At 60.6% G+C, this 17425-nt stretch carries 15 protein-coding genes; 7 read left to right on the forward strand and 8 right to left on the reverse strand.

The features are described from left to right. Positions 1–12 precede the first annotated feature (12 nt). From KGB07_RS09925 to fba, 3 genes are all read left to right on the forward strand, one after another. Positions 13–234 (forward strand): hypothetical protein, encoded by a 222-nt coding sequence (locus KGB07_RS09925; protein WP_046039316.1) that lies wholly within the window; start codon positions 13–15, stop codon positions 232–234. A 56-nt stretch (positions 235–290) separates the two neighbouring features. Further along, positions 291–623 carry an MliC family protein gene (locus KGB07_RS09930; protein ID WP_046039317.1) on the forward strand — a complete coding sequence of 111 codons (333 nt, stop codon included), beginning with the start codon at positions 291–293 and terminating at the stop codon, positions 621–623. Between the two features lie 119 nt (positions 624–742). Beyond that, the gene (gene fba, locus KGB07_RS09935; RefSeq protein WP_007981624.1) at positions 743–1807 is read left to right on the forward strand and encodes a class II fructose-bisphosphate aldolase; all 1065 of its coding nucleotides are present in this window, start codon (positions 743–745) and stop codon (positions 1805–1807) included. 89 nt (positions 1808–1896) lie between these two features. Here the strand turns inward: fba and KGB07_RS09940 are convergent, their stop codons facing one another. Beyond that, on the reverse strand, positions 1897–2565 hold the full coding sequence (locus KGB07_RS09940) for a polysaccharide lyase family 7 protein (protein ID WP_046039318.1): 669 nt from the start codon (positions 2563–2565) through the stop codon (positions 1897–1899). Between the two features lie 322 nt (positions 2566–2887). Between KGB07_RS09940 and KGB07_RS09945 the strand changes: the two genes are divergently transcribed. From KGB07_RS09945 to KGB07_RS09955, 3 genes are read left to right on the forward strand one after another with little or no spacing between them, the layout of a single operon-like run. After that, positions 2888–5011: a putative bifunctional diguanylate cyclase/phosphodiesterase gene (locus KGB07_RS09945; protein WP_046039319.1), complete on the forward strand. Its 2124-nt coding sequence runs from the start codon at positions 2888–2890 to the stop codon at positions 5009–5011. 45 nt (positions 5012–5056) lie between these two features. Then, the gene (locus KGB07_RS09950) at positions 5057–5545 is read left to right on the forward strand and encodes a M48 family metallopeptidase (protein ID WP_046039320.1); all 489 of its coding nucleotides are present in this window, start codon (positions 5057–5059) and stop codon (positions 5543–5545) included. A 37-nt stretch (positions 5546–5582) separates the two neighbouring features. Beyond that, positions 5583–5879, forward strand: coding sequence for a helix-turn-helix domain-containing protein (locus tag KGB07_RS09955; RefSeq protein WP_046039321.1), 297 nt, complete (start codon positions 5583–5585; stop codon positions 5877–5879). 109 nt (positions 5880–5988) lie between these two features. Here KGB07_RS09955 and KGB07_RS09960 read toward each other — a convergent pair whose 3' ends face one another. Then, positions 5989–6441 (reverse strand): GNAT family N-acetyltransferase, encoded by a 453-nt coding sequence (locus KGB07_RS09960; protein WP_223465284.1) that lies wholly within the window; start codon positions 6439–6441, stop codon positions 5989–5991. A 258-nt stretch (positions 6442–6699) separates the two neighbouring features. Here KGB07_RS09960 and KGB07_RS09965 point away from each other — a divergent pair, with 258 nt between their 5' ends. Further along, positions 6700–7437, forward strand: a complete 738-nt coding sequence (locus KGB07_RS09965) for a substrate-binding periplasmic protein (RefSeq protein WP_046039324.1) — start codon at positions 6700–6702, stop codon at positions 7435–7437. Positions 7438–7593: 156 nt separating this feature from the next. Here KGB07_RS09965 and yccS read toward each other — a convergent pair whose 3' ends face one another. From yccS to KGB07_RS09995, 6 genes are all read right to left on the reverse strand, one after another. Further along, positions 7594–9777, reverse strand: coding sequence for a YccS family putative transporter (gene yccS, locus KGB07_RS09970; protein WP_223465285.1), 2184 nt, complete (start codon positions 9775–9777; stop codon positions 7594–7596). 220 nt (positions 9778–9997) lie between these two features. Beyond that, positions 9998–11176 (reverse strand): NAD(P)/FAD-dependent oxidoreductase, encoded by a 1179-nt coding sequence (locus KGB07_RS09975; RefSeq protein WP_046039326.1) that lies wholly within the window; start codon positions 11174–11176, stop codon positions 9998–10000. Between the two features lie 147 nt (positions 11177–11323). Further along, on the reverse strand, positions 11324–12661 hold the full coding sequence (gene dbpA, locus KGB07_RS09980; protein WP_259674431.1) for an ATP-dependent RNA helicase DbpA: 1338 nt from the start codon (positions 12659–12661) through the stop codon (positions 11324–11326). 105 nt (positions 12662–12766) lie between these two features. Continuing rightward, positions 12767–14194 (reverse strand): multidrug transporter subunit MdtD, encoded by a 1428-nt coding sequence (gene mdtD / locus KGB07_RS09985; RefSeq protein WP_046039330.1) that lies wholly within the window; start codon positions 14192–14194, stop codon positions 12767–12769. A 204-nt stretch (positions 14195–14398) separates the two neighbouring features. Next, the gene (locus tag KGB07_RS09990; protein WP_046039331.1) at positions 14399–15736 is read right to left on the reverse strand and encodes a TldD/PmbA family protein; all 1338 of its coding nucleotides are present in this window, start codon (positions 15734–15736) and stop codon (positions 14399–14401) included. Then, positions 15736–17178: a TldD/PmbA family protein gene (locus tag KGB07_RS09995; protein WP_046039332.1), complete on the reverse strand. Its 1443-nt coding sequence runs from the start codon at positions 17176–17178 to the stop codon at positions 15736–15738. Before KGB07_RS09995 ends, KGB07_RS09990 begins: the two co-directional genes overlap by 1 nt. Between the last annotated feature and the right edge of the window lie 247 nt (positions 17179–17425).

Genomic DNA, 17425 nt, shown 5'->3' on the forward strand with positions numbered 1-17425 from the left:
GGGAGTGTTGAAATGGTCAAGACGTTAGCGCTGTTGATCGTCGCAGGTTCGCTGGTGGCGTGCGGGAGTAACCCGAAGGCCACTGCGGAACCGGCGCCGTCCGAGTCGGACAAAGGCTGCTACCAGGCTGACTGGCAGGCGGAAACCAACCCGGTGCTCAACAAGCGTTCCGGGCCGGAGGGCCTGGACAAATACGAGACCCAGGCACCCGCCAAGGAACATGGCTGCCCTTGACGGGTCTGACTCATTACTCAGGGCTGGCGGCGTGCGCCGTCAGTCGAGGGACACGGATGAAAGGTTTTATCGCCGTTGCGGCGCTGACGTTGTTGGCCGGTTGTGCTCAGTTGAACCTGTTCCAGTCGTCCGCCCCTGTGGATAACTGGACCACCTGGACCTGCGACAGCCAGGCCAAAGTGCTGTGGCGCTACACCGACGACAGCCGCAGGGAAGTCGACGTGCGCCTGGGCGGTGCCGATCAGGTCTACCGCCTGAAGCAGGAACCGGGTGCATCGGGTTCGCTGTACAGCAATGACATGCTGGCGTTTCACATAAAAGGTGAGGAAGGCCTGGTTTACTGGGTCGCCACCAATGATTTGATCGGCCGTGGTTGCAAGGCCGAGTAAAACGAAGAACACCGAATCCGCAGCCCGGGCCAACCCCCGATCTGCAAAAACTTGAATAGCCGCCGCCGCTCCGGCAGGCTGGCACGATTAACGACCCTCAACCGGGAGAGATACACACAATGGCACTTATCAGCATGCGCCAGATGTTGGACCACGCAGCCGAGTTCGGCTACGGCGTTCCAGCCTTCAACGTCAACAACCTTGAGCAGATGCGCGCCATCATGGAAGCCGCTGACAAGACTGACTCCCCGGTGATCGTCCAGGCTTCGGCCGGCGCCCGTAAATACGCTGGCGCGCCATTCCTGCGTCATCTGATCCTGGCCGCGATCGAAGAATTCCCGCACATCCCGGTGTGCATGCACCAGGACCACGGCACCAGCCCTGACGTCTGCCAGCGTTCCATTCAACTGGGCTTCAGCTCGGTAATGATGGACGGTTCCCTGGGCGAAGACGGCAAGACCCCGACCGACTACGACTACAACGTCCGTGTTACCCAGCAAACCGTAGCCATGGCTCACGCTTGCGGCGTTTCGGTAGAAGGCGAGCTGGGCTGCCTGGGTTCGCTGGAAACCGGTATGGCCGGTGAAGAAGACGGCATCGGCGCCGAAGGCGTTCTGGATCACAGCCAGATGCTGACCGACCCGGAAGAAGCCGCTGACTTCGTAAAACGCACTCAGGTTGATGCCCTGGCGATCGCCATTGGCACCAGCCACGGCGCCTACAAGTTCACCAAGCCGCCTACCGGCGACGTGCTGGCCATCGACCGCATCAAAGAGATCCACAAGCGCATTCCGAACACTCACCTGGTGATGCACGGTTCGTCTTCGGTTCCGCAAGAGTGGCTGGCGATCATCAACCAGTACGGCGGCGACATCAAAGAAACCTACGGCGTACCGGTTGAAGAAATCGTCGAAGGCATCAAGCACGGCGTGCGCAAGGTCAACATCGACACCGACCTGCGCCTGGCATCCACTGGCGCAATGCGTCGCCTGATGGCCACCAACCCGAGCGAGTTCGACCCACGTAAATTCTTCGGCGCCACCGTTACCGCCATGCGCGACGTGTGCATCGCTCGCTACGAAGCCTTCGGCACTGCCGGCAACGCTTCGAAGATCAAGGCGATCTCGCTGGAAGGCATGTATCAGCGTTACCTGAAAGGTGAGTTGAACGCCAAGGTCAACTAAGCCTGAGCGTTAAACTGCCTTGATGAAAAACCCGCCGAGAGGCGGGTTTTTTTGTGGGCGAGAGAAATGTATGACGCGGACTTTCGGGGCTATTGATTGTGATCGATATCCAGCTTGCTAAATGTCACTTTGCCGCCTTCCGTGGTGTACCCGGTGTTGTCCTGCACATAGACCCCGGCCTTGAAATACAGCGGTTTGTCGCGCCAGGTTGTGCTGATTTGCGTATCCCATTGATAACCTGCGGCGCTGATGCCCAAGGCGCCACCAGGGCTGAGATGAATGAGATAGTTGAACTCCTGGTCGAGTTTCACCCCCGTCGCAACGATGATCACCTGGCCTGTATCGTCATCGGGATGCATCCGGACCTTGGCGACGATATTGCCGGTGCCTGTACTGGTTTTGTATTGGTATTCGACCTTCACCAGAGGTTTCTGGCTTTGATAGGCATGGATCTGGCCGATGACGATCTTCCCGGAACTCGGCACCTGGTTTACTGCCAGAGTGGCATACAACAAATTGTCGGCCTCCGGGTAATACCAGTTTTTCAACGTGCCGTTGCTGTAGGTTTCACGCAATTCGGTGCGCGGATAAATCGCGTTTTCGGTACGGGAGCCGGTCACGGGCGACCAGAAAAACAATGTGCCGGTGTCGGAATGGAAGTATTGATCTTTGAAGCCATCCACCAGTTTGGCGGTTTCGACGGTGTACGGTGGGCTGCCAACGGGAACGCTGAGGTTCCAGGTTGCGAGATCGATCATGTCGGTTCTTCCACTGGGTTCATGCTGCACGGGCGTACCAGAAGCTCTAGACCGCACCTTTTGGGCGGCCTTTATAAGCGTAGCGGGGGATTTTGTTAATGCTCGCCTGACGGATGGCTGACGTCAACATCCTGTCGAAATGCCATCTTCCGGGGTTTCATCGGACAGAGCATTCGACCGTTAGTCGGTAAAAAGACACAATGATTAAATGATGGCTCACTGACACCTTCTGCTTTCGCAGAACCGGGTCTAGAGTGAAGGCACAGTATTTGTCCGGTTTTCACGAGAAACCGGCCTGACACCCCGCAATTAGAGAAGCAGCATGGAATGCGCGCAACCCACGCCAGTAGAAGGCGGCTCAACCCTTTTAGTCGTCGACGATTACCCTGAAAACCTGATTAGCATGCGCGCGTTGTTACAGCGCCAGGGCTGGCGGGTCATTACTGCCAACTCGGGTTTCGAGGCCCTCGGCTTGTTACTTGAACACGATATCGACCTGGTGCTGCTGGACGTGCAGATGCCAGGAATGGACGGTTATGAAGTGGCGCGCCTGATGCGCGGTAGCCAGCGGACCCGTCTGACACCGATCATTTTCCTGACCGCCAACGAACAGTCCAAGGACGCCGTGATCAAGGGCTATGCCAGTGGTGCGGTGGATTACCTGTTCAAGCCGTTCGACCCACAGGTCTTCACGCCCAAGGTCCAGGCGTTGCTTGAACACCAGCGTAACCGCCGGGCCCTGCAGCGACTGAGTCATGATCTGGAAGCCGCTCGTGCCTTTAATGCGTCGGTGCTGGATAACGCAGCCGAAGGCATTCTGGTATTGGGTGAGGACGGTCTGATTCGTTTTGCAAATCCTGCGATGTCTCGGTTGCTCAATGCCCCGGTGCAGGAGCTGCAAGGCAAGGAGTTTCTGGACTACCTGCAAAAACCGCATATCCCGATATGGGCCGATTCCGAGTTGCTGGCCGGATACAAACGCGGCGAAACCCTGCGACTGCACGATGCCCAGCTACGAACCGCGCCCGGCCAGCAGGTGCCGGTGGCCTTGTCCTGCGCGCCATTGCCTGCCGAGCAACACGCGATGGTCGTGACCGTGCTGGACATGTCGGTGGTGCGCCATCTGCATCAGCAACTGGAGTTTCAGGCGGTCACCGATCCGTTGACCGGATTGCTCAACCGCCGGGGTTTCTACCAGACCGTAGAGAACCTGCTGTTGCGCGGTGAGCGTTCCGACAGTTCCTGGGTCTTGATGTACCTGGACCTCGACGGCTTCAAGCGAGTCAACGATTCCCTAGGGCACGATGCTGGTGATCGTGTGCTGCGCTGGGTCTCCGAACAGTTGAAGGCTTGCCTGCGGCCCTTCGACATTCTGGCGCGGATGGGCGGCGACGAATTCACCGCGCTGCTGGATCTGGAGTTCCCCGAACAGGCGGCGAAGATTGCCGAGAAGCTCATCGAGCGAGTGTCGATCTGTCAGCAGGTCGATGGCCTCGATATCGCCCTGGGTGCCAGCATCGGCATCGCCACGTTCCCTGATTGTGGCGCCAATCTCGACGGCATGCTGCGGGCGGCCGACATCGCCATGTACGAAGCCAAGCGTGCCGGCCGTCAGCAATATCGCTTCTACGATCATGAAATGAATGGCCGGGCGCGCACGCGGCTGATGCTGGAAGAAAGTGTGCGCACGGCCATCGAGAACCGGGATTTCAATCTGGTGTATCAGCCTCAGGTGGCGATTGCCGACGGGCGGATTCGGGGCTTCGAGGCCTTGTTGCGCTGGCAGCATCCGAGCGTTGGCGATGTCCCCCCGGGGCTGTTTTTGCCATTGCTGGAGGAGGCGCGGCTGATCAGTCGCCTGGGTAGCTGGATCTACCATCGCGGCGCCGGGCAACGCAAAGCCTGGGAGTCCCTGTTTGCCGAGGACCTGGTGCTCGGCGTCAGCTTGAGCAGTACGCAGTTCGGCTTGCCAAATCTGGTCACCGAGTTGCGCCAGGTGCTGGAGCGCCATGGCCTGCAACCGCGTCATCTGGAAGTCGAGGTCACGGAAGAGGCCTTGATGCACAACCCCGAAGAAACCCGCAAGCAATTGCGCCTGTTGCACAATCTGGGCGTACGAGTGGCATTGGATGACTTCGGGGCCGGCCCCTGTTCCCTGACGCACTTGCGCGACCTGGAGCTGGATACCCTCAAGATCGACCGCCATTTGATCGCCAAGTTGCCGGCGTCGGCAAAGGATGCGGCGCTGGTGCGCAGTGTGATCGACCTGTGCAAACAGTTCGGGATGCTGGTGATTGCCGAAGGGGTGGAAACCGTTGCGCAGTATGAATGGCTGCAAGCCAACGGCTGTGAATCTGTGCAAGGTTTTCTGGTGGCCCGGCCGCTGATGGCCGAAGACACCGGGGTCTTTGTCCAGCCGTTTGACTGGGGCGCGCTACCCCGCTGAATTCGCTACACTGGCGACCTTTTAGTGACCTGTATTGCCGCCCCGATGACCGTGTTGAAATATCTCCAGGCTTATCCCGCTACCCTGCAGGATCAGGTGCGCCAGCTGATCGCCGACGGTCGGCTGGGCGATTACCTGAGCCAGCGTTATCCGCAAAAGCACGGGGTGCAGAGCGACAAGGCGCTGTACACCTATGCCCTGGACCTCAAGCAGGAGTACCTGCGTAATGCTCCGGCCATCGACAAGGTGCTGTTCGACAACCGCCTGGACCTGACCCACCGTGCCCTTGGCCTGCACACCACGATTTCCCGGGTGCAGGGCGGCAAGCTCAAGTCCAAGAAGGAAATCCGCATCGCTTCGTTGTTCAAGGAGGCGCCTTCCGAGTTCCTGAAAATGATCGTGGTGCATGAGCTGGCGCACTTCAAGGAATCGGACCACAACAAGGCGTTCTACAAACTGTGCGAACACATGCTGCCGGGTTATCACCAGGTGGAATTTGATGTGCGGGTGTACCTGACGTGGCGGGATCTGTAGGCGTTGCCGCAGGCTGCGATCTTTTAAGGAGCATTGGATGGACGTGAGCAAGACCAAGAGCAGCTTCTATCGCCGGTTGTACGTGGCGTACCTGATCGACAGCGGGCTGGCCAGCAGCGTCCCGTCGCTGACCGAGGTCACCGGCATGCCCCGGCGCACGGCACAGGACACCATCGCGGCGTTGGCGGATCTGGATATCATTTGTGAGTTCGAGCAGGAAGAAGGCGCGCGCAACCATGCGGGGCGCTATCGGATTCGCGAGTGGGGGGCGATTGATCGTGATTGGATCGAACGTAATCTGCGGCAGATCAAGGCAGTGTTGGAGTATCCCTGAAATCTTTCAGTGGTTTGACTGACGCCTTCGCGAGCAAGCCCGTTCCCACAGTTGATTTGAGTTGTGAACACAATCCAGTGTGGGAGCGGGCTTGCTCGCGAAGAGGCCCTTACGGGCGACGCATGCCAATGTGTGGAATGCCATCCTCGACATATTCCTCACCCGCCACGACAAACCCGTACCGCCCGTAATACCCCTGCAAATGCGCCTGGGCCGAGAGGTAGACCGGCAGGCCGGGCCAGTATTTTTCGATCTGTTTCAACGCCTGATCCATCAGCTCATGCCCCAGGCCGACGCCGCGTGCCTGAGGGGCAATGATCACCCGCCCGATCACCACGTCGCCGCCTTGTGACTGCGGGTCGAGCAGCCGCAGGTAGGCCACCAGCCGGTTACCGTCCCAGGCCATCACGTGGCAGGTGTCGCCTTCCAGGTCCTGACCATCAATATCCTGGTAAACGCATTTTTGCTCGATGACGAACACTTCCGCACGCAACTGCAAAATGGCGTACAGCTGCTCCTTGCCCAGGTCGCTGTGGTGTTTGCAGATCCAATCGACTGTCATGTTTTTATTCCCTGAAAACGTCGTTCCGATACTAAGCGCACTCACGCCAGAAGTCTTTATGGTGGAAGAATCTGTGACAAAGGCCAAAATGCCATCATTCATTTCTCGCGCAGATGTCTTCTTTGTGTAATCTGGATCGAAGCGCTGTGCTGTGGCGTCGATGAGCTAATGTTGAGTACCCGGGTCTTGCCGATACAGGGGCCTTGGGGTTTTGGCTGAAAACACGTCGGGCAACCTGCCCGCTAAGGATTTTCTGGCATGCCGCGATTGCATCGAGCTTTGGCCTTGATTGGATTGCTGTTGCTGGTTCAGGGAGCGGCGGCAGAAAAACTGCGGCTGGTCGCTGATGCCTGGCCCCCCTTTACCGATTCCACGCTCGTCAACGGTGGTTTGGCCACGGACATTGTCAGTACCGCACTCGCCAGGGCCGGCTATGCCAGTGAGTTCGAGCAGGTGCCCTGGGCACGGGCCTTGATGGGACTGGGCGAGGGTCGATACGACGTGCTGGTCAACGCCTGGTACACCGAGGAGCGGACCAGGCTTGGCCAGTTTTCTGGCGAGTACCTGCTTAATCGCGTACGCTTTCTCAAGCGCAAAGACGCGCCCATCGAATTCAATAACCTGCAGCAATTGCACACCTATCCGATCGCGATCGTGCGTGGATACGCGTATTCGCCTGCGTTCGACAGCGACGAGTCGTTGCAGAAAATCCCCGTGCACAGTTTCGCCATGGCGGTGCGCATGCTCGCGGCCGACCGGGTCAAGCTGACACTGGAAGATGAGTTCGTCGCTCGCTACTATCTGGCCCGTGAGTCACCCAAGGTGCGAAACGCCGTGGAGTTCCTGCCCAAGCCATTAAGCGAGAACAGCCTGCATATTATGGTCAGCCTGAAGAATCCCGAGCATGCGCGGATCGTCGCCGGTTTCGACCGCGAGATCGCGGCGATGAAGGCGGACGGGAGTTATGACAAGTTGATCAAACAGCACGGGATGTGAGTGGGTTGAGCCAGTTTCTGTGTTGTTGCTGATGGCCTCATCGCGAGCAAGCTCGCTCCCACAGTAGATCTTCAGTCGACACAAGTTTTGTGAACATCAGTGCCCCCTGTGGGAGCGCGCTTGCTCGCGATGAGGTCCGCCCGGACACCACAGGTCTCAATCCTCACTGGTGTCCTTGATCAGATGCGCCGCCAGCGTCCTCAACGGCCCCAACTGCCGACAGATCAACGCCAGTTGCGTCTGCACCAACCGCTGCCCCTCATCGATTTCATCAGGCATCTGTTCCAGTTCATTGGCCAGTGCTTCTTCTTCATCGCTCTGAATCTCGATCGAAGACTTGCTCGCCAGCCCTTGGGCGATCGCGTCGATGCTGGTGGCCAGTTTCACCCCGGCCCCATCGATCAAGTGCTCGCGCACGTCCGCCGGCAGTTGGGTTTCCCTGTGCGCGCCGAGGCCCGACAGGTAACTGAGCAGCGTGTGTGACAGCACCAGGAAGCGGAAGCCCACGTCCGCCTCCTTCCGGAAATGCCCCGGCTCCATCAGCATGTTGGCCAGCGTGGTGGACAGCGCCGCGTCGGCGTTGTGCGCGTTGCGGCGGGCCAGGCGGTAAGCCAGGTCGTCGCTTTTGCCCGCAGCGTATTGCTGCATGATCTGGCGCAGGTAAATGCTGTTGCAGGCCAGGGTGTTGGCCAGCACTTTGTTCAGGCGTCGGCCCTGCCAGTCCGGCAGGAACAGGAACACCGCCAGCCCGGCGATCAGACTGCCGAGCAAGGTATCGAACAACCGGGGCAGGAACAGTCCATACCCGTCACCCACCTGGTTGAAGCAGAACAGCACCATCAGGGTGATCGCCGCCGTCGCCAGGGTGTAGCGGGTGGTGCGGTTGGTAAAGAACACCACCCCGGCGGCAATGGCGAAACACGACTGGATCAGCGGGTTCGGGAACAGGTCGAACAGCGCCCAGGCCAGGGTCAGGCCGATGGCGGTGCCGATGATCCGTTGACCGAGTTTGCGGCGGGTGGCGCCGTAATTCGGTTGGCAAACGAACAGCGTGGTGAGGATGATCCAGTAACCCTGGGACGGGTGAATCAAATGCACCATGGCGTAGCCGATACTCAAGGCCAGGGGCAATCGCAGGGCATGACGGAACAGCAGCGAGGTCGGCGTCAGTTGCGTGCGCAAGCGCAGCCACACGTCCTTGAGGCTGCGCGGCGAACGGTCGAGCAGGCTGCTGTCGGTGGCATCGGCCAGGGCGTCGGGGTTGCTGGCATCGCTGAGCAGGCGGTCGAGAGTACCGAGGTTGGCCGCCAGTGCCCGCAGTGAACGCAGCAAGCCGCGCCAGGCCGGGTTGCTCTGGATGCGCAGGTGTTCGAGAGAGGCATCCAGGTCGCTCAGGGCCTCGGCGAAACTGGCGTCATAGGTGAACGGCTGGCGCATCTGGATCGATTCGGCCAGGGCCCGGCAGGCCTTGCCTTGCTGACGCAACAGGCGTTGGCAGCGGAACAGCACGTCGCTGTGGAAGAAGGCGTCGGCCAGAGCGTTATAAGGGTAGTGCGATGAGCTGGCGCGCTCGTGGATGTCCTGGGCAAGGAAGTACAGCTTGAGGTAGCGGCTGACTTTCGACCCCGGGCGACCATTGCCGACCCGGTGCAGGATGATCTCCTTGGCGGCGTTCAGTGCCGCCACCACCCGGCCGTTCTGCTGGGCCAATTCCAGGCGCCGCGCCTCCACGTCCATCTGCCGGATCGGCTCGAACAGCGAGGATTTCAGCTTCAGGTAAAAACCCAGTTCGCGGAACAACCGCGCCAGGCTCTGCTGCACCGGCTGATTGGAAAACAGCGCCTGCCACACCACCGACAGCAAGCCGTACCAGGCAGCACCGGCCACCAGCAGCAACGGTTCGTGCCAGACATCGCTGACCGCTCCGCCGCGCTGGTCCACGCCGATCATGGTGTAGACCGAAAGGATCAAAGTTGCCGAGGCAATCGCGCCATAGCGCTCGCCAAGAGCGCCGAGCATGGTCAGGCAGAACGCGGCCAGGGCGAAGGCGATGATAAACAGCGAGGGGTAGGGGAAGAGCAGTTCGACAGACAGGGCGGCGACAGCGAAACACACCAGCGTCACCGCCAGCGCGTTGATACGGCCCTGCCAGCTGTCGTCGGTTTCGGCCAGGGCACTGGCGATAATCCCCAGGAACAACGGGATCAGCAGGCCCATTTCATCCTGATACCAACACAGCGCCATGGTGCCGGTCAGGGCAATGAATACCCGCACGCTGTAGCTGAATTTATCCAGCGCCCAAAGGCGACGCAGAGACTGGCGGAACGAAGTCGATGACATGAAATGCGAAGGCCTTCCGAGGCAATGACGCTAAATTGAGCCACTAATGACGCCGACGCAATGGCGCCGATCACATCAGACAGCAAAATCTGTTCCTTGATACCACACGTATTCAATGTAGGAGCGAGCCTGCTCGCGATGAGGCCGGTACATTCGATATTGATGTCGACTGTTAGACCGCTATCGCGAGCAGGCTCGCTCCTACAGGTTTTGGGGTGAGTCAGACGTACTGCGCGGCGGCGTAACCAGAAGCCCACGCCCACTGGAAGTTGAACCCGCCAAGATGCCCGGTCACGTCCAGCACCTCACCAATGAAGTACAGCCCCGGGCTTTTCAGCGATTCCATGGTCTTGGACGACACTTCATTGGTGTTGACGCCGCCCAGGGTCACCTCGGCAGTACGATAGCCTTCGGTACCCGCCGGCACGACTTTCCAGCTCGCCAGTTTTTCCGCGATATCGGCCAGTTCCGCGTGGGTGTACTGCTTCATCGGTTTGGAGACGAACCAGTTGTCCGCCAGCAGGTTGGCCATCTTCTTGGTGAAGATTTCGCCAAGCAGGGTTTTCAGCTCGCTGTTGGGGCGTTCGGCTTGCTGCTGTTGCAGCCAGTCCGGCACGTCGTGATCCGGCAGCAGGTTGATCTCGACGGTGTCGCCGGATTCCCAGAACGACGAGATCTGCAAAATCGCCGGGCCGCTGAGGCCGCGGTGGGTGAACAGGATGTTCTCGCGGAAGCTCTGGTCATTGCAGCTCACCAGGCAATCCACCGACGTGCCGGACAACTCGGTGCACAGGGCCTTGAGCTGATCGGTGATGGTGAACGGCACCAGGCCGGCGCGGGTCGGCAGCAGTTCGTGTCCGAATTGCCTGGCCACCTGGTAACCGAAACCGGTGGCACCCAGGGTCGGGATCGACAGACCGCCGGTGGCGATCACCAGGGATTCGCAGGTGATCTGGTCGAGTGTCGTGTCCAGCAGGTAGCCGCTTTCGAGTTTCTCGATGGTCTGGATCGAGGTGTCCAGGTGCAGGCTGACGCCGACCTGATCGCACTCGTTGAGCAGCATTTCGAGGATGTCGCTGGATTTGTTATCGCAGAACAGCTGGCCGAGTTTTTTCTCGTGGTACGGCACGCCGTGCTTGGCCACCATGCCGATGAAATCCCACTGGGTGTAACGGGCCAGGGCGGATTTGCAGAAGTGTGCGTTCTGCGAGAGGAAATTGCTCGGCTCTGTGTACATGTTGGTGAAATTGCAGCGGCCACCGCCCGACATCAGGATTTTCTTGCCGGCCTTGTTGGCATGGTCCAGCAGCAACACCTTGCGCCCACGCCCGGCGGCGGTCAGTGCACACATCAACCCTGCGGCGCCAGCGCCAATGATCACGACTTCGGTAGAGCGCAAAACGGTGTCCTCACACAAAATTCAAATTCACCGGCGATCCATGTGGGAGCGGGCTTGCCCGCGATGGCGGACTGACAGACAACATTGATGTTGAATGTTCTGGCCTCATCGCGGGCAAGCCCGCTCCCACAGGGGTATACGTTGTTCTTACAGGATGCGAACGCGCAACGAACGGCCCTTGATCTTGCCGTCGTTCAAACGCTGCAAGGCCTGCTTGGCGACGCCGCGTTCTACGGCCACATAGGCCTGGAAGTCGAAAATCGCGATCTTGCCGACCTGGGCGCCTGGGATGCCGGCGTCACCGGTCAGTGCGCCAAGAATGTCGCCCGGACGAACCTTGTCCTTGCGGCCGGCGGCGATGCACAGGGTGCTCATCTGCGGCAACAGTGGGCCACCGCCCTTGGAGGTGAGGTTGTCCACCTGATCCCAGGTCAGTGGTGTCTGCTGCAATTGCTCGATGGCTTGGGCGCGCTGCGCTTCGGACGGCGCCACCAGGCTGACCGCGAGGCCTTTCTCACCGGCGCGGCCAGTACGGCCGACGCGGTGGATGTGGATTTCCGAATCACGGGCCAGTTCGACGTTGATCACCATGTCCAGGGAATCGATATCGAGGCCGCGGGCTGCGACATCGGTCGCCACCAGTACCGAAGTACTGCGGTTGGCGAACATCGCCAGCACCTGGTCGCGGTCACGCTGTTCCAGATCGCCGTGCAGGCCGACGGCGGAAATGCCTTTGGCGGTCAGGTGGTCGACGGTTTCCTGAACCTGCTGCTTGGTGTAGCAGAAAGCCACGCAGGAGGCCGGGCGGAAGTGGCCAAGCACCTTGGTCACCGTGCTCATGCGGTCATCCGGGGAAATCTCGTAGAAGCGCTGCTCGATCTGCGTGTCGTCGTGGAACGCCTCGGCCTTCACTTGCTGCGGGTTGCGCATGAACTTCGAGGCCAGCTGCTTGATGCCTACCGGGTAGGTGGCGGAGAACAGTAGGGTCTGGCGACGCTCCGGGGCCTGCATGATGATTTCTTCGATGGAATCGTAGAAACCCATGTCGAGCATGCGGTCGGCTTCGTCGAGGATCAGGGTGTTCAGGCCGTGGAGTACCAGCGAACCCTTGCGCAGGTGCTGCTGGATGCGTCCCGGGGTGCCGACGATGATGTGCGCGCCGTGCTCCAGCGAAGCGATCTGCGGGCCGAGGGACACGCCGCCGCACAGGGTCAGGACCTTGATGTTGTCTTCGGCACGGGCCAGGCGACGGATTTCCTTGGCGACCTGGTCAGCCAACTCGCGGGTCGGGCACAGGATCAGCGCCTGGCAACCGAAGTAGCGCGGATTGATCGGGTTCAGCAGGCCGATACCGAAGGCGGCGGTCTTGCCGCTGCCGGTCTTGGCCTGGGCGATCAGGTCCATCCCCTTGAGGATCACCGGCAAGCTTTGCGCCTGGATCGGCGTCATCTGGGCATAACCGAGGGAGTCGAGGTTAGCCAGCATGGCGGCGGACAGCGGCAAAGTATTAAATTCGGTGGCGATGGTGGTCACGGGACTGGCCTGCAAAACAAAATGTCGCGCAGTGTACCAGCCCGGTGGCCATTCGCCCTAAGGCTCTATGTGTTCTTCCGGACGTTTGACTCGCCGTCCGTCATTCTTTGACAGTTGCGAGAAAATCGTAGCGGCCAGCATCGCCATGATTCCCACGGTCACGAAGGTCAATTGGAATGCCCCCAGAACCGTGTCCACGCCATCATTGCCAATCTCCGCCGTAAAGCCACCGAGCAATGCACCTGCGCACGCAACCCCCAGGCTCAGGGACAATTGCGCGACCACTGACAGCAGGCTGTTGCCGCTACTGGCATTGGCATCGTCGAGGTCGATCAGGGTCACGGTGTTCATCGCGGTGAACTGCAAGGAGTTGATCGCGCCAAGGATCGCCAGCAGGCACAGCAGCAGCCAGTACGGCGTCTGCTCGCTGACCAGGCCCATGCTCGCCAGCATGATGCCCAACGCAAGGGTGTTGCCGGTGAGCACGATGCGATAACCCAAGCGCTCGATCAGCGGCCGCGCGACCCACTTGGCGATCATCGCCGCCGCGGCCAGCGGCAGCATGCTCATCCCGGCCTGGGACGGCGAATAGCCCAGCGCCACTTGTAGCAACAACGGCACCAGAAAGGGCAGGGCGCCGCTGCCGAGGCGGGCGAACAGGTTGCCGAGAATGCCCACGGCAAAGGTCCGGGTCTTGAATAGGGACGGCGCAAACAACGGGTTCTCGATATGCCCGGCCCGCAGCCAGTACGCCGCCAGGCACGCCATGCCGCCGAACAGCAACAACATCACCCGCAGGTGCGGCAGGTGCAGTTCGCCCAGGCCTTCCATGGCGATGGTGATCAGAATCATCGCCGCGCCAAACAGCACGAAGCCCAGGCTGTCGAAACGGGTGCGCTCGGAACCGCGCAGGTCCGGGATGAATTTCCACACGGCGTAGCAACCGACCAGCCCCACCGGCAGATTGATCAGGAAAATCCAGTGCCAGGTCAGGTATTGCACCATCCAGCCGCCCATGGTCGGGCCGATCAACGGGCCGAGCAGCCCGGGAATGGTGATGAAGCCCATGATCCGCACCAGTTCCGAGCGCGGGTAGGCGCGCAACACCACCAGCCGCCCGACCGGCAGCATCAACGCGCCGCCCAGGCCCTGGATCACCCGGGCGCCGATCAGCATGCTCAGGCTGCTCGACAATGCGCAGAGCAGCGAGCCGAGGCTGAACAGCAAAATCGCACTGAAGAAGATTTTCCGGGTGCCGAAGCGATCGGCGATCCAGCCGGACGCGGGAATCAGCAAGGCGACCGTGAGCATGTAGGCGATGATCACACCCTGCATGCGCAATGGATCTTCGGCCAGGTCCCGGGCCATGGCTGGCAGGGCGGTGTTGAGGATTGTCCCGTCGAGGGACTGCATGAAGAAGGCAATGGCGACAACCCAGGGTATCCAGCGGGCGGTTACAGCGTCGAGAGGTGGGCGGTTGGGCATGGGACCTCAATTGGACTAGAAAGGACCATTGTGGCGAGGGGGCTTGTCGGAACGCCGCACCGCCCCGTTCGGCTGCGCAGCAGTCGCAAATCCGGCAATGTGGTTGATCTGACGAAACGCATTTGCCGATTTTGGGGCCGCTTCGCGACCCAACGGGGGCAAGCCCCCTCGCCACAGGTTTCCCGGTATACCGGGATATTGCGTTTACAGCGTCAGGGTCAATCGGCTGACCAACGCCCCCGGCAACAACGCCGAAGCCGTCGCTCGCTGGCTGTAGGTGCTCGCCGACAGCAACAACTCCCGCTCCTCGGTCAACGCTTCCAGTTGCGAACCGAGCAGGCTGAAGGCGCTGTCATCGAAGCGCATGGTGCTGACCGGTGCCTGGATCTCGCCGTTCTCGACCCAGAACGTGGCAAACCGGGTCATGCCGGTCAGGCGTGCGGCCGGTTGATCGGAGAAGTTCAGGTACCACAGGTTGCTGATGTACAGCCCGGTGCCCAGTTGCTTGAGGATGTCCGCGTCAGGCAATGCCCCGGCTTTCATGTTCAGCGCGCTCGGCGATTCACCACCGCTGGCACCATTGGCGGTCAAGCCGTATTCGGCGGCGCTGCGCGAGCTGACCAGTCGTGCCCCGGCCTTGCCGTCGACGATCAACCCCAGATCGCTGCGTGGATACCCTTCATCGGAAAACGCCGGGCTCAGCGAGCCGCTGACTTTTTCATCCAGCGAGACCAGCGGGCTGAACGCGCTGTCGCCACCGTAGAGCTTTTGCAGCGGGCTGCTTTTGCTGGCAATCGACTGTGCCGAGAATCCACCCCAGCACAGCATGCCCATGATTTCTTCCAGCGCGGCCGGTGCCAGGTAGGCGCGGTATTGGCCGGGTGGCAAAGTGCGCAGCGGCCGGCCCAGAAACTCAAGCTGCTCGCGGGCTTGCTGGAAGCGTTTGGCAAAGCCTTCGCTGTTCCAGTCGTGCCCGGCGTAGCTGGCTTTCACGGCCTGGCCATTCTCGTGGAACAGACTGAAGTCGAAGTTGAAGCTGTTGGCCTGATGCCAGCCGAAGGCGCCCGAAGAGCTGGCAAAGCCACGACTGATCGGGCCGGCAGCGTAGAAACCGACAAGATCCAGACCTTCGGCGGCCTGGGTGATTTGCGCGACCACCTGCTCGGTGTCCGGCAGCGGATGCGACTGCACGTTGTTGCTCTGCCAACCGTTGTAGTTGAGCAGCAAGTAAGGATCCTGAGGCAGCAGCGGCAAGGTTTCCCGCAGCTGTTGCAGACCTTCGGTCAAACGTTGCAGATCAACCTGGGGATCGCCGGCCAGGGTGATGTTCAGGTCGGCATGGCGGCCTTCGTTGATCAGTTTCAGGCCGATGCTCGCCTGCTGCACCTGACCGGCCTGACGCACTTTGGCGTGGTTGAAGCGCACGAAGGCCGACGACTCGGCGGCGTAGCTGAGGGTGAACTGCTCGGGCTCGCGCAGGGCTTCACGCAGGCTGTTGACCAGCGCCTTGAACGACGCGGACTGGCTGTTTGAAGGATTCATCAGGCGTCTCCTCCGAATACATCAACGTTGCTGAACACGCAGGCCGGTGACGCGTGGCCGACGCGGATCACCTGGTTCGGTTCGCCCTTGCCGCAGTTCGGTGTGCCGAGGACCTTGAGGGTAGTGGCATCGCCGACGGCGCTGAGGCTCTTCCAGAATTGCGCGGAGATGCCCCGGTAATTGGGGTTCTTCACCACGCCCTTGAGTTCGCCGTTTTCGATCAGTTGGCCCCATTCGCAGCCGAACTGGAATTTGTTGCGCGCATCGTCGATCGACCATGAACGGTTGGTCGACATCAGCACACCGTTTTCGATACCGCCGATCAACTGCTTGATGGACTGATCGCCCGGTTCGATGTTGAGGTTGGCCATGCGGTCGATCGGTGGGCGGTTCCAGCCACAGGCACGGCTGTTGGCGACGCCTTCCATACCGGCACGGAATTGCGACAACGCACCGCCCAGCGGGCGCAGCAACAGGCCTTCACGGATCAGGAACTGTTTGCTGGCAGGCGTGCCGTCGTCGTCATGGCTGTAGCTGGCGAGTTCTTCGGGGATGTCCGGGTCGAAGGTCACGTTGAGCAGGCCGGAACCGTATTGCAGGCGGCCGAAATCACTGGCTTTGACGAAGCTGGTGCCGGCGTAGTTGCGCTCGTCGCCGAGGATGCGGTCCAGTTCCAGCGGATGGCCGATGGACTCGTGGATTTGCAGCATCATCTGGTCGGGCATCAGCAGCAGGTCGCGTTTGCCTTGCGGGGTGTTTGGCGCCAGGAGCAACTGCAGGGCCTGATCGGCCACCTGGGCACCGGCACCGATCAGGCCGCAGCGGCTGATGACGTCCGCCGCGCCTTGCTGGCCGAAGTTTTCGCGGCCAAGGCTGCGGGTCTGGCTGTCGTTGCCGTCGTAGGCCGTGACGTCCAGGCCGGGGTACACAAAGCGTTGGGCCTGGCGCAGTTCGGCACTGGCGCTGTTGAGGTAGATCTGCTCGACGTGGGTGATGCCGAGGCTGACTTGCCAGTTTACCAGGCGGTCGTCCTTGGGCACGGCGGCGGATTCGGCGCCGAGCAACTGGAAGCAGTCGCTCAGGGGCGGAAAGGCCTGGTCGAGGTTGGGTGAAAAGTAATCGGCGCGGTCGCTGGAAACGGCTTGTTCGCGCAGGTCCAGCAGGGCGTGGGGCTTGAGTCGACGGGCCTGGAATTCGGCGCGTTCGAGGGCAGCTTGCAGGCCCTGTTGCGACAGGTCGTTGGTGGCCGCATAGGCCTCGACGCCATTAACCCGCACGGTCAGCATCGCCCCTTCGTCACGGCTCAGGCTTGGCGGTTCGGCGACGTTCTTGCGCACCGACAGGTACTGTCCGGATTCGCGCACATAACGCAGGGAAAAGAATTCGGCACCCGTGCGCAAGGCAGCGAAGCGCTGCTTGAGCTGGGGGTAAAAATCGAACATTCGTGAACCTCCTGGGTATGGAGTGGCGATGGAGCGGTGTTGCGAGGGGAGGGGTGAAACGATTGCGTGGCGCTAGATTAGGCCTGCAAGGGGGGAGGATCAAGTTTGGATCTGTGGAGAGAGGGATTGCTGGGTTTGTCCGGAAGATGTGTGCGGGTTGTCAGGACCTCATCGCGAGCAGGCTCACTCCTACAGTGGTTGAGGGTGGATCACAAATCTGCAATCCAACCTGAAACCTGTAGGAGCG

The sequence above is a fragment of the Pseudomonas sp. GL-RE-26 genome, from assembly GCF_019956275.1.
Classification (GTDB): Bacteria; Pseudomonadota; Gammaproteobacteria; order Pseudomonadales; family Pseudomonadaceae; genus Aquipseudomonas; species Aquipseudomonas grandcourensis.

Bases quoted from the DNA above. Each gene is read 5' to 3' on its own strand.
- KGB07_RS09940 (WP_046039318.1), bottom strand. From the start codon at position 2,565: ATGATCGATCTCGCAACCTGGAACCTCAGCGTTCCCGTTGGCAGCCCA.
- KGB07_RS09950 (WP_046039320.1), top strand. From the start codon at position 5,057: ATGACCGTGTTGAAATATCTCCAGGCTTATCCCGCTACCCTGCAGGAT.
- KGB07_RS09925 (WP_046039316.1), top strand. From the start codon at position 13: ATGGTCAAGACGTTAGCGCTGTTGATCGTCGCAGGTTCGCTGGTGGCG.
- KGB07_RS09930 (WP_046039317.1), top strand. From the start codon at position 291: ATGAAAGGTTTTATCGCCGTTGCGGCGCTGACGTTGTTGGCCGGTTGT.
- KGB07_RS09965 (WP_046039324.1), top strand. From the start codon at position 6,700: ATGCCGCGATTGCATCGAGCTTTGGCCTTGATTGGATTGCTGTTGCTG.
- KGB07_RS09945 (WP_046039319.1), top strand. From the start codon at position 2,888: ATGGAATGCGCGCAACCCACGCCAGTAGAAGGCGGCTCAACCCTTTTA.
- KGB07_RS09955 (WP_046039321.1), top strand. From the start codon at position 5,583: ATGGACGTGAGCAAGACCAAGAGCAGCTTCTATCGCCGGTTGTACGTG.
- KGB07_RS09960 (WP_223465284.1), bottom strand. From the start codon at position 6,441: ATGACAGTCGATTGGATCTGCAAACACCACAGCGACCTGGGCAAGGAG.
- mdtD (WP_046039330.1), bottom strand. From the start codon at position 14,194: ATGCCCAACCGCCCACCTCTCGACGCTGTAACCGCCCGCTGGATACCC.
- fba (WP_007981624.1), top strand. From the start codon at position 743: ATGGCACTTATCAGCATGCGCCAGATGTTGGACCACGCAGCCGAGTTC.
- KGB07_RS09990 (WP_046039331.1), bottom strand. From the start codon at position 15,736: ATGAATCCTTCAAACAGCCAGTCCGCGTCGTTCAAGGCGCTGGTCAAC.
- yccS (WP_223465285.1), bottom strand. From the start codon at position 9,777: ATGTCATCGACTTCGTTCCGCCAGTCTCTGCGTCGCCTTTGGGCGCTG.
- KGB07_RS09995 (WP_046039332.1), bottom strand. From the start codon at position 17,178: ATGTTCGATTTTTACCCCCAGCTCAAGCAGCGCTTCGCTGCCTTGCGC.
- dbpA (WP_259674431.1), bottom strand. From the start codon at position 12,661: ATGCTGGCTAACCTCGACTCCCTCGGTTATGCCCAGATGACGCCGATC.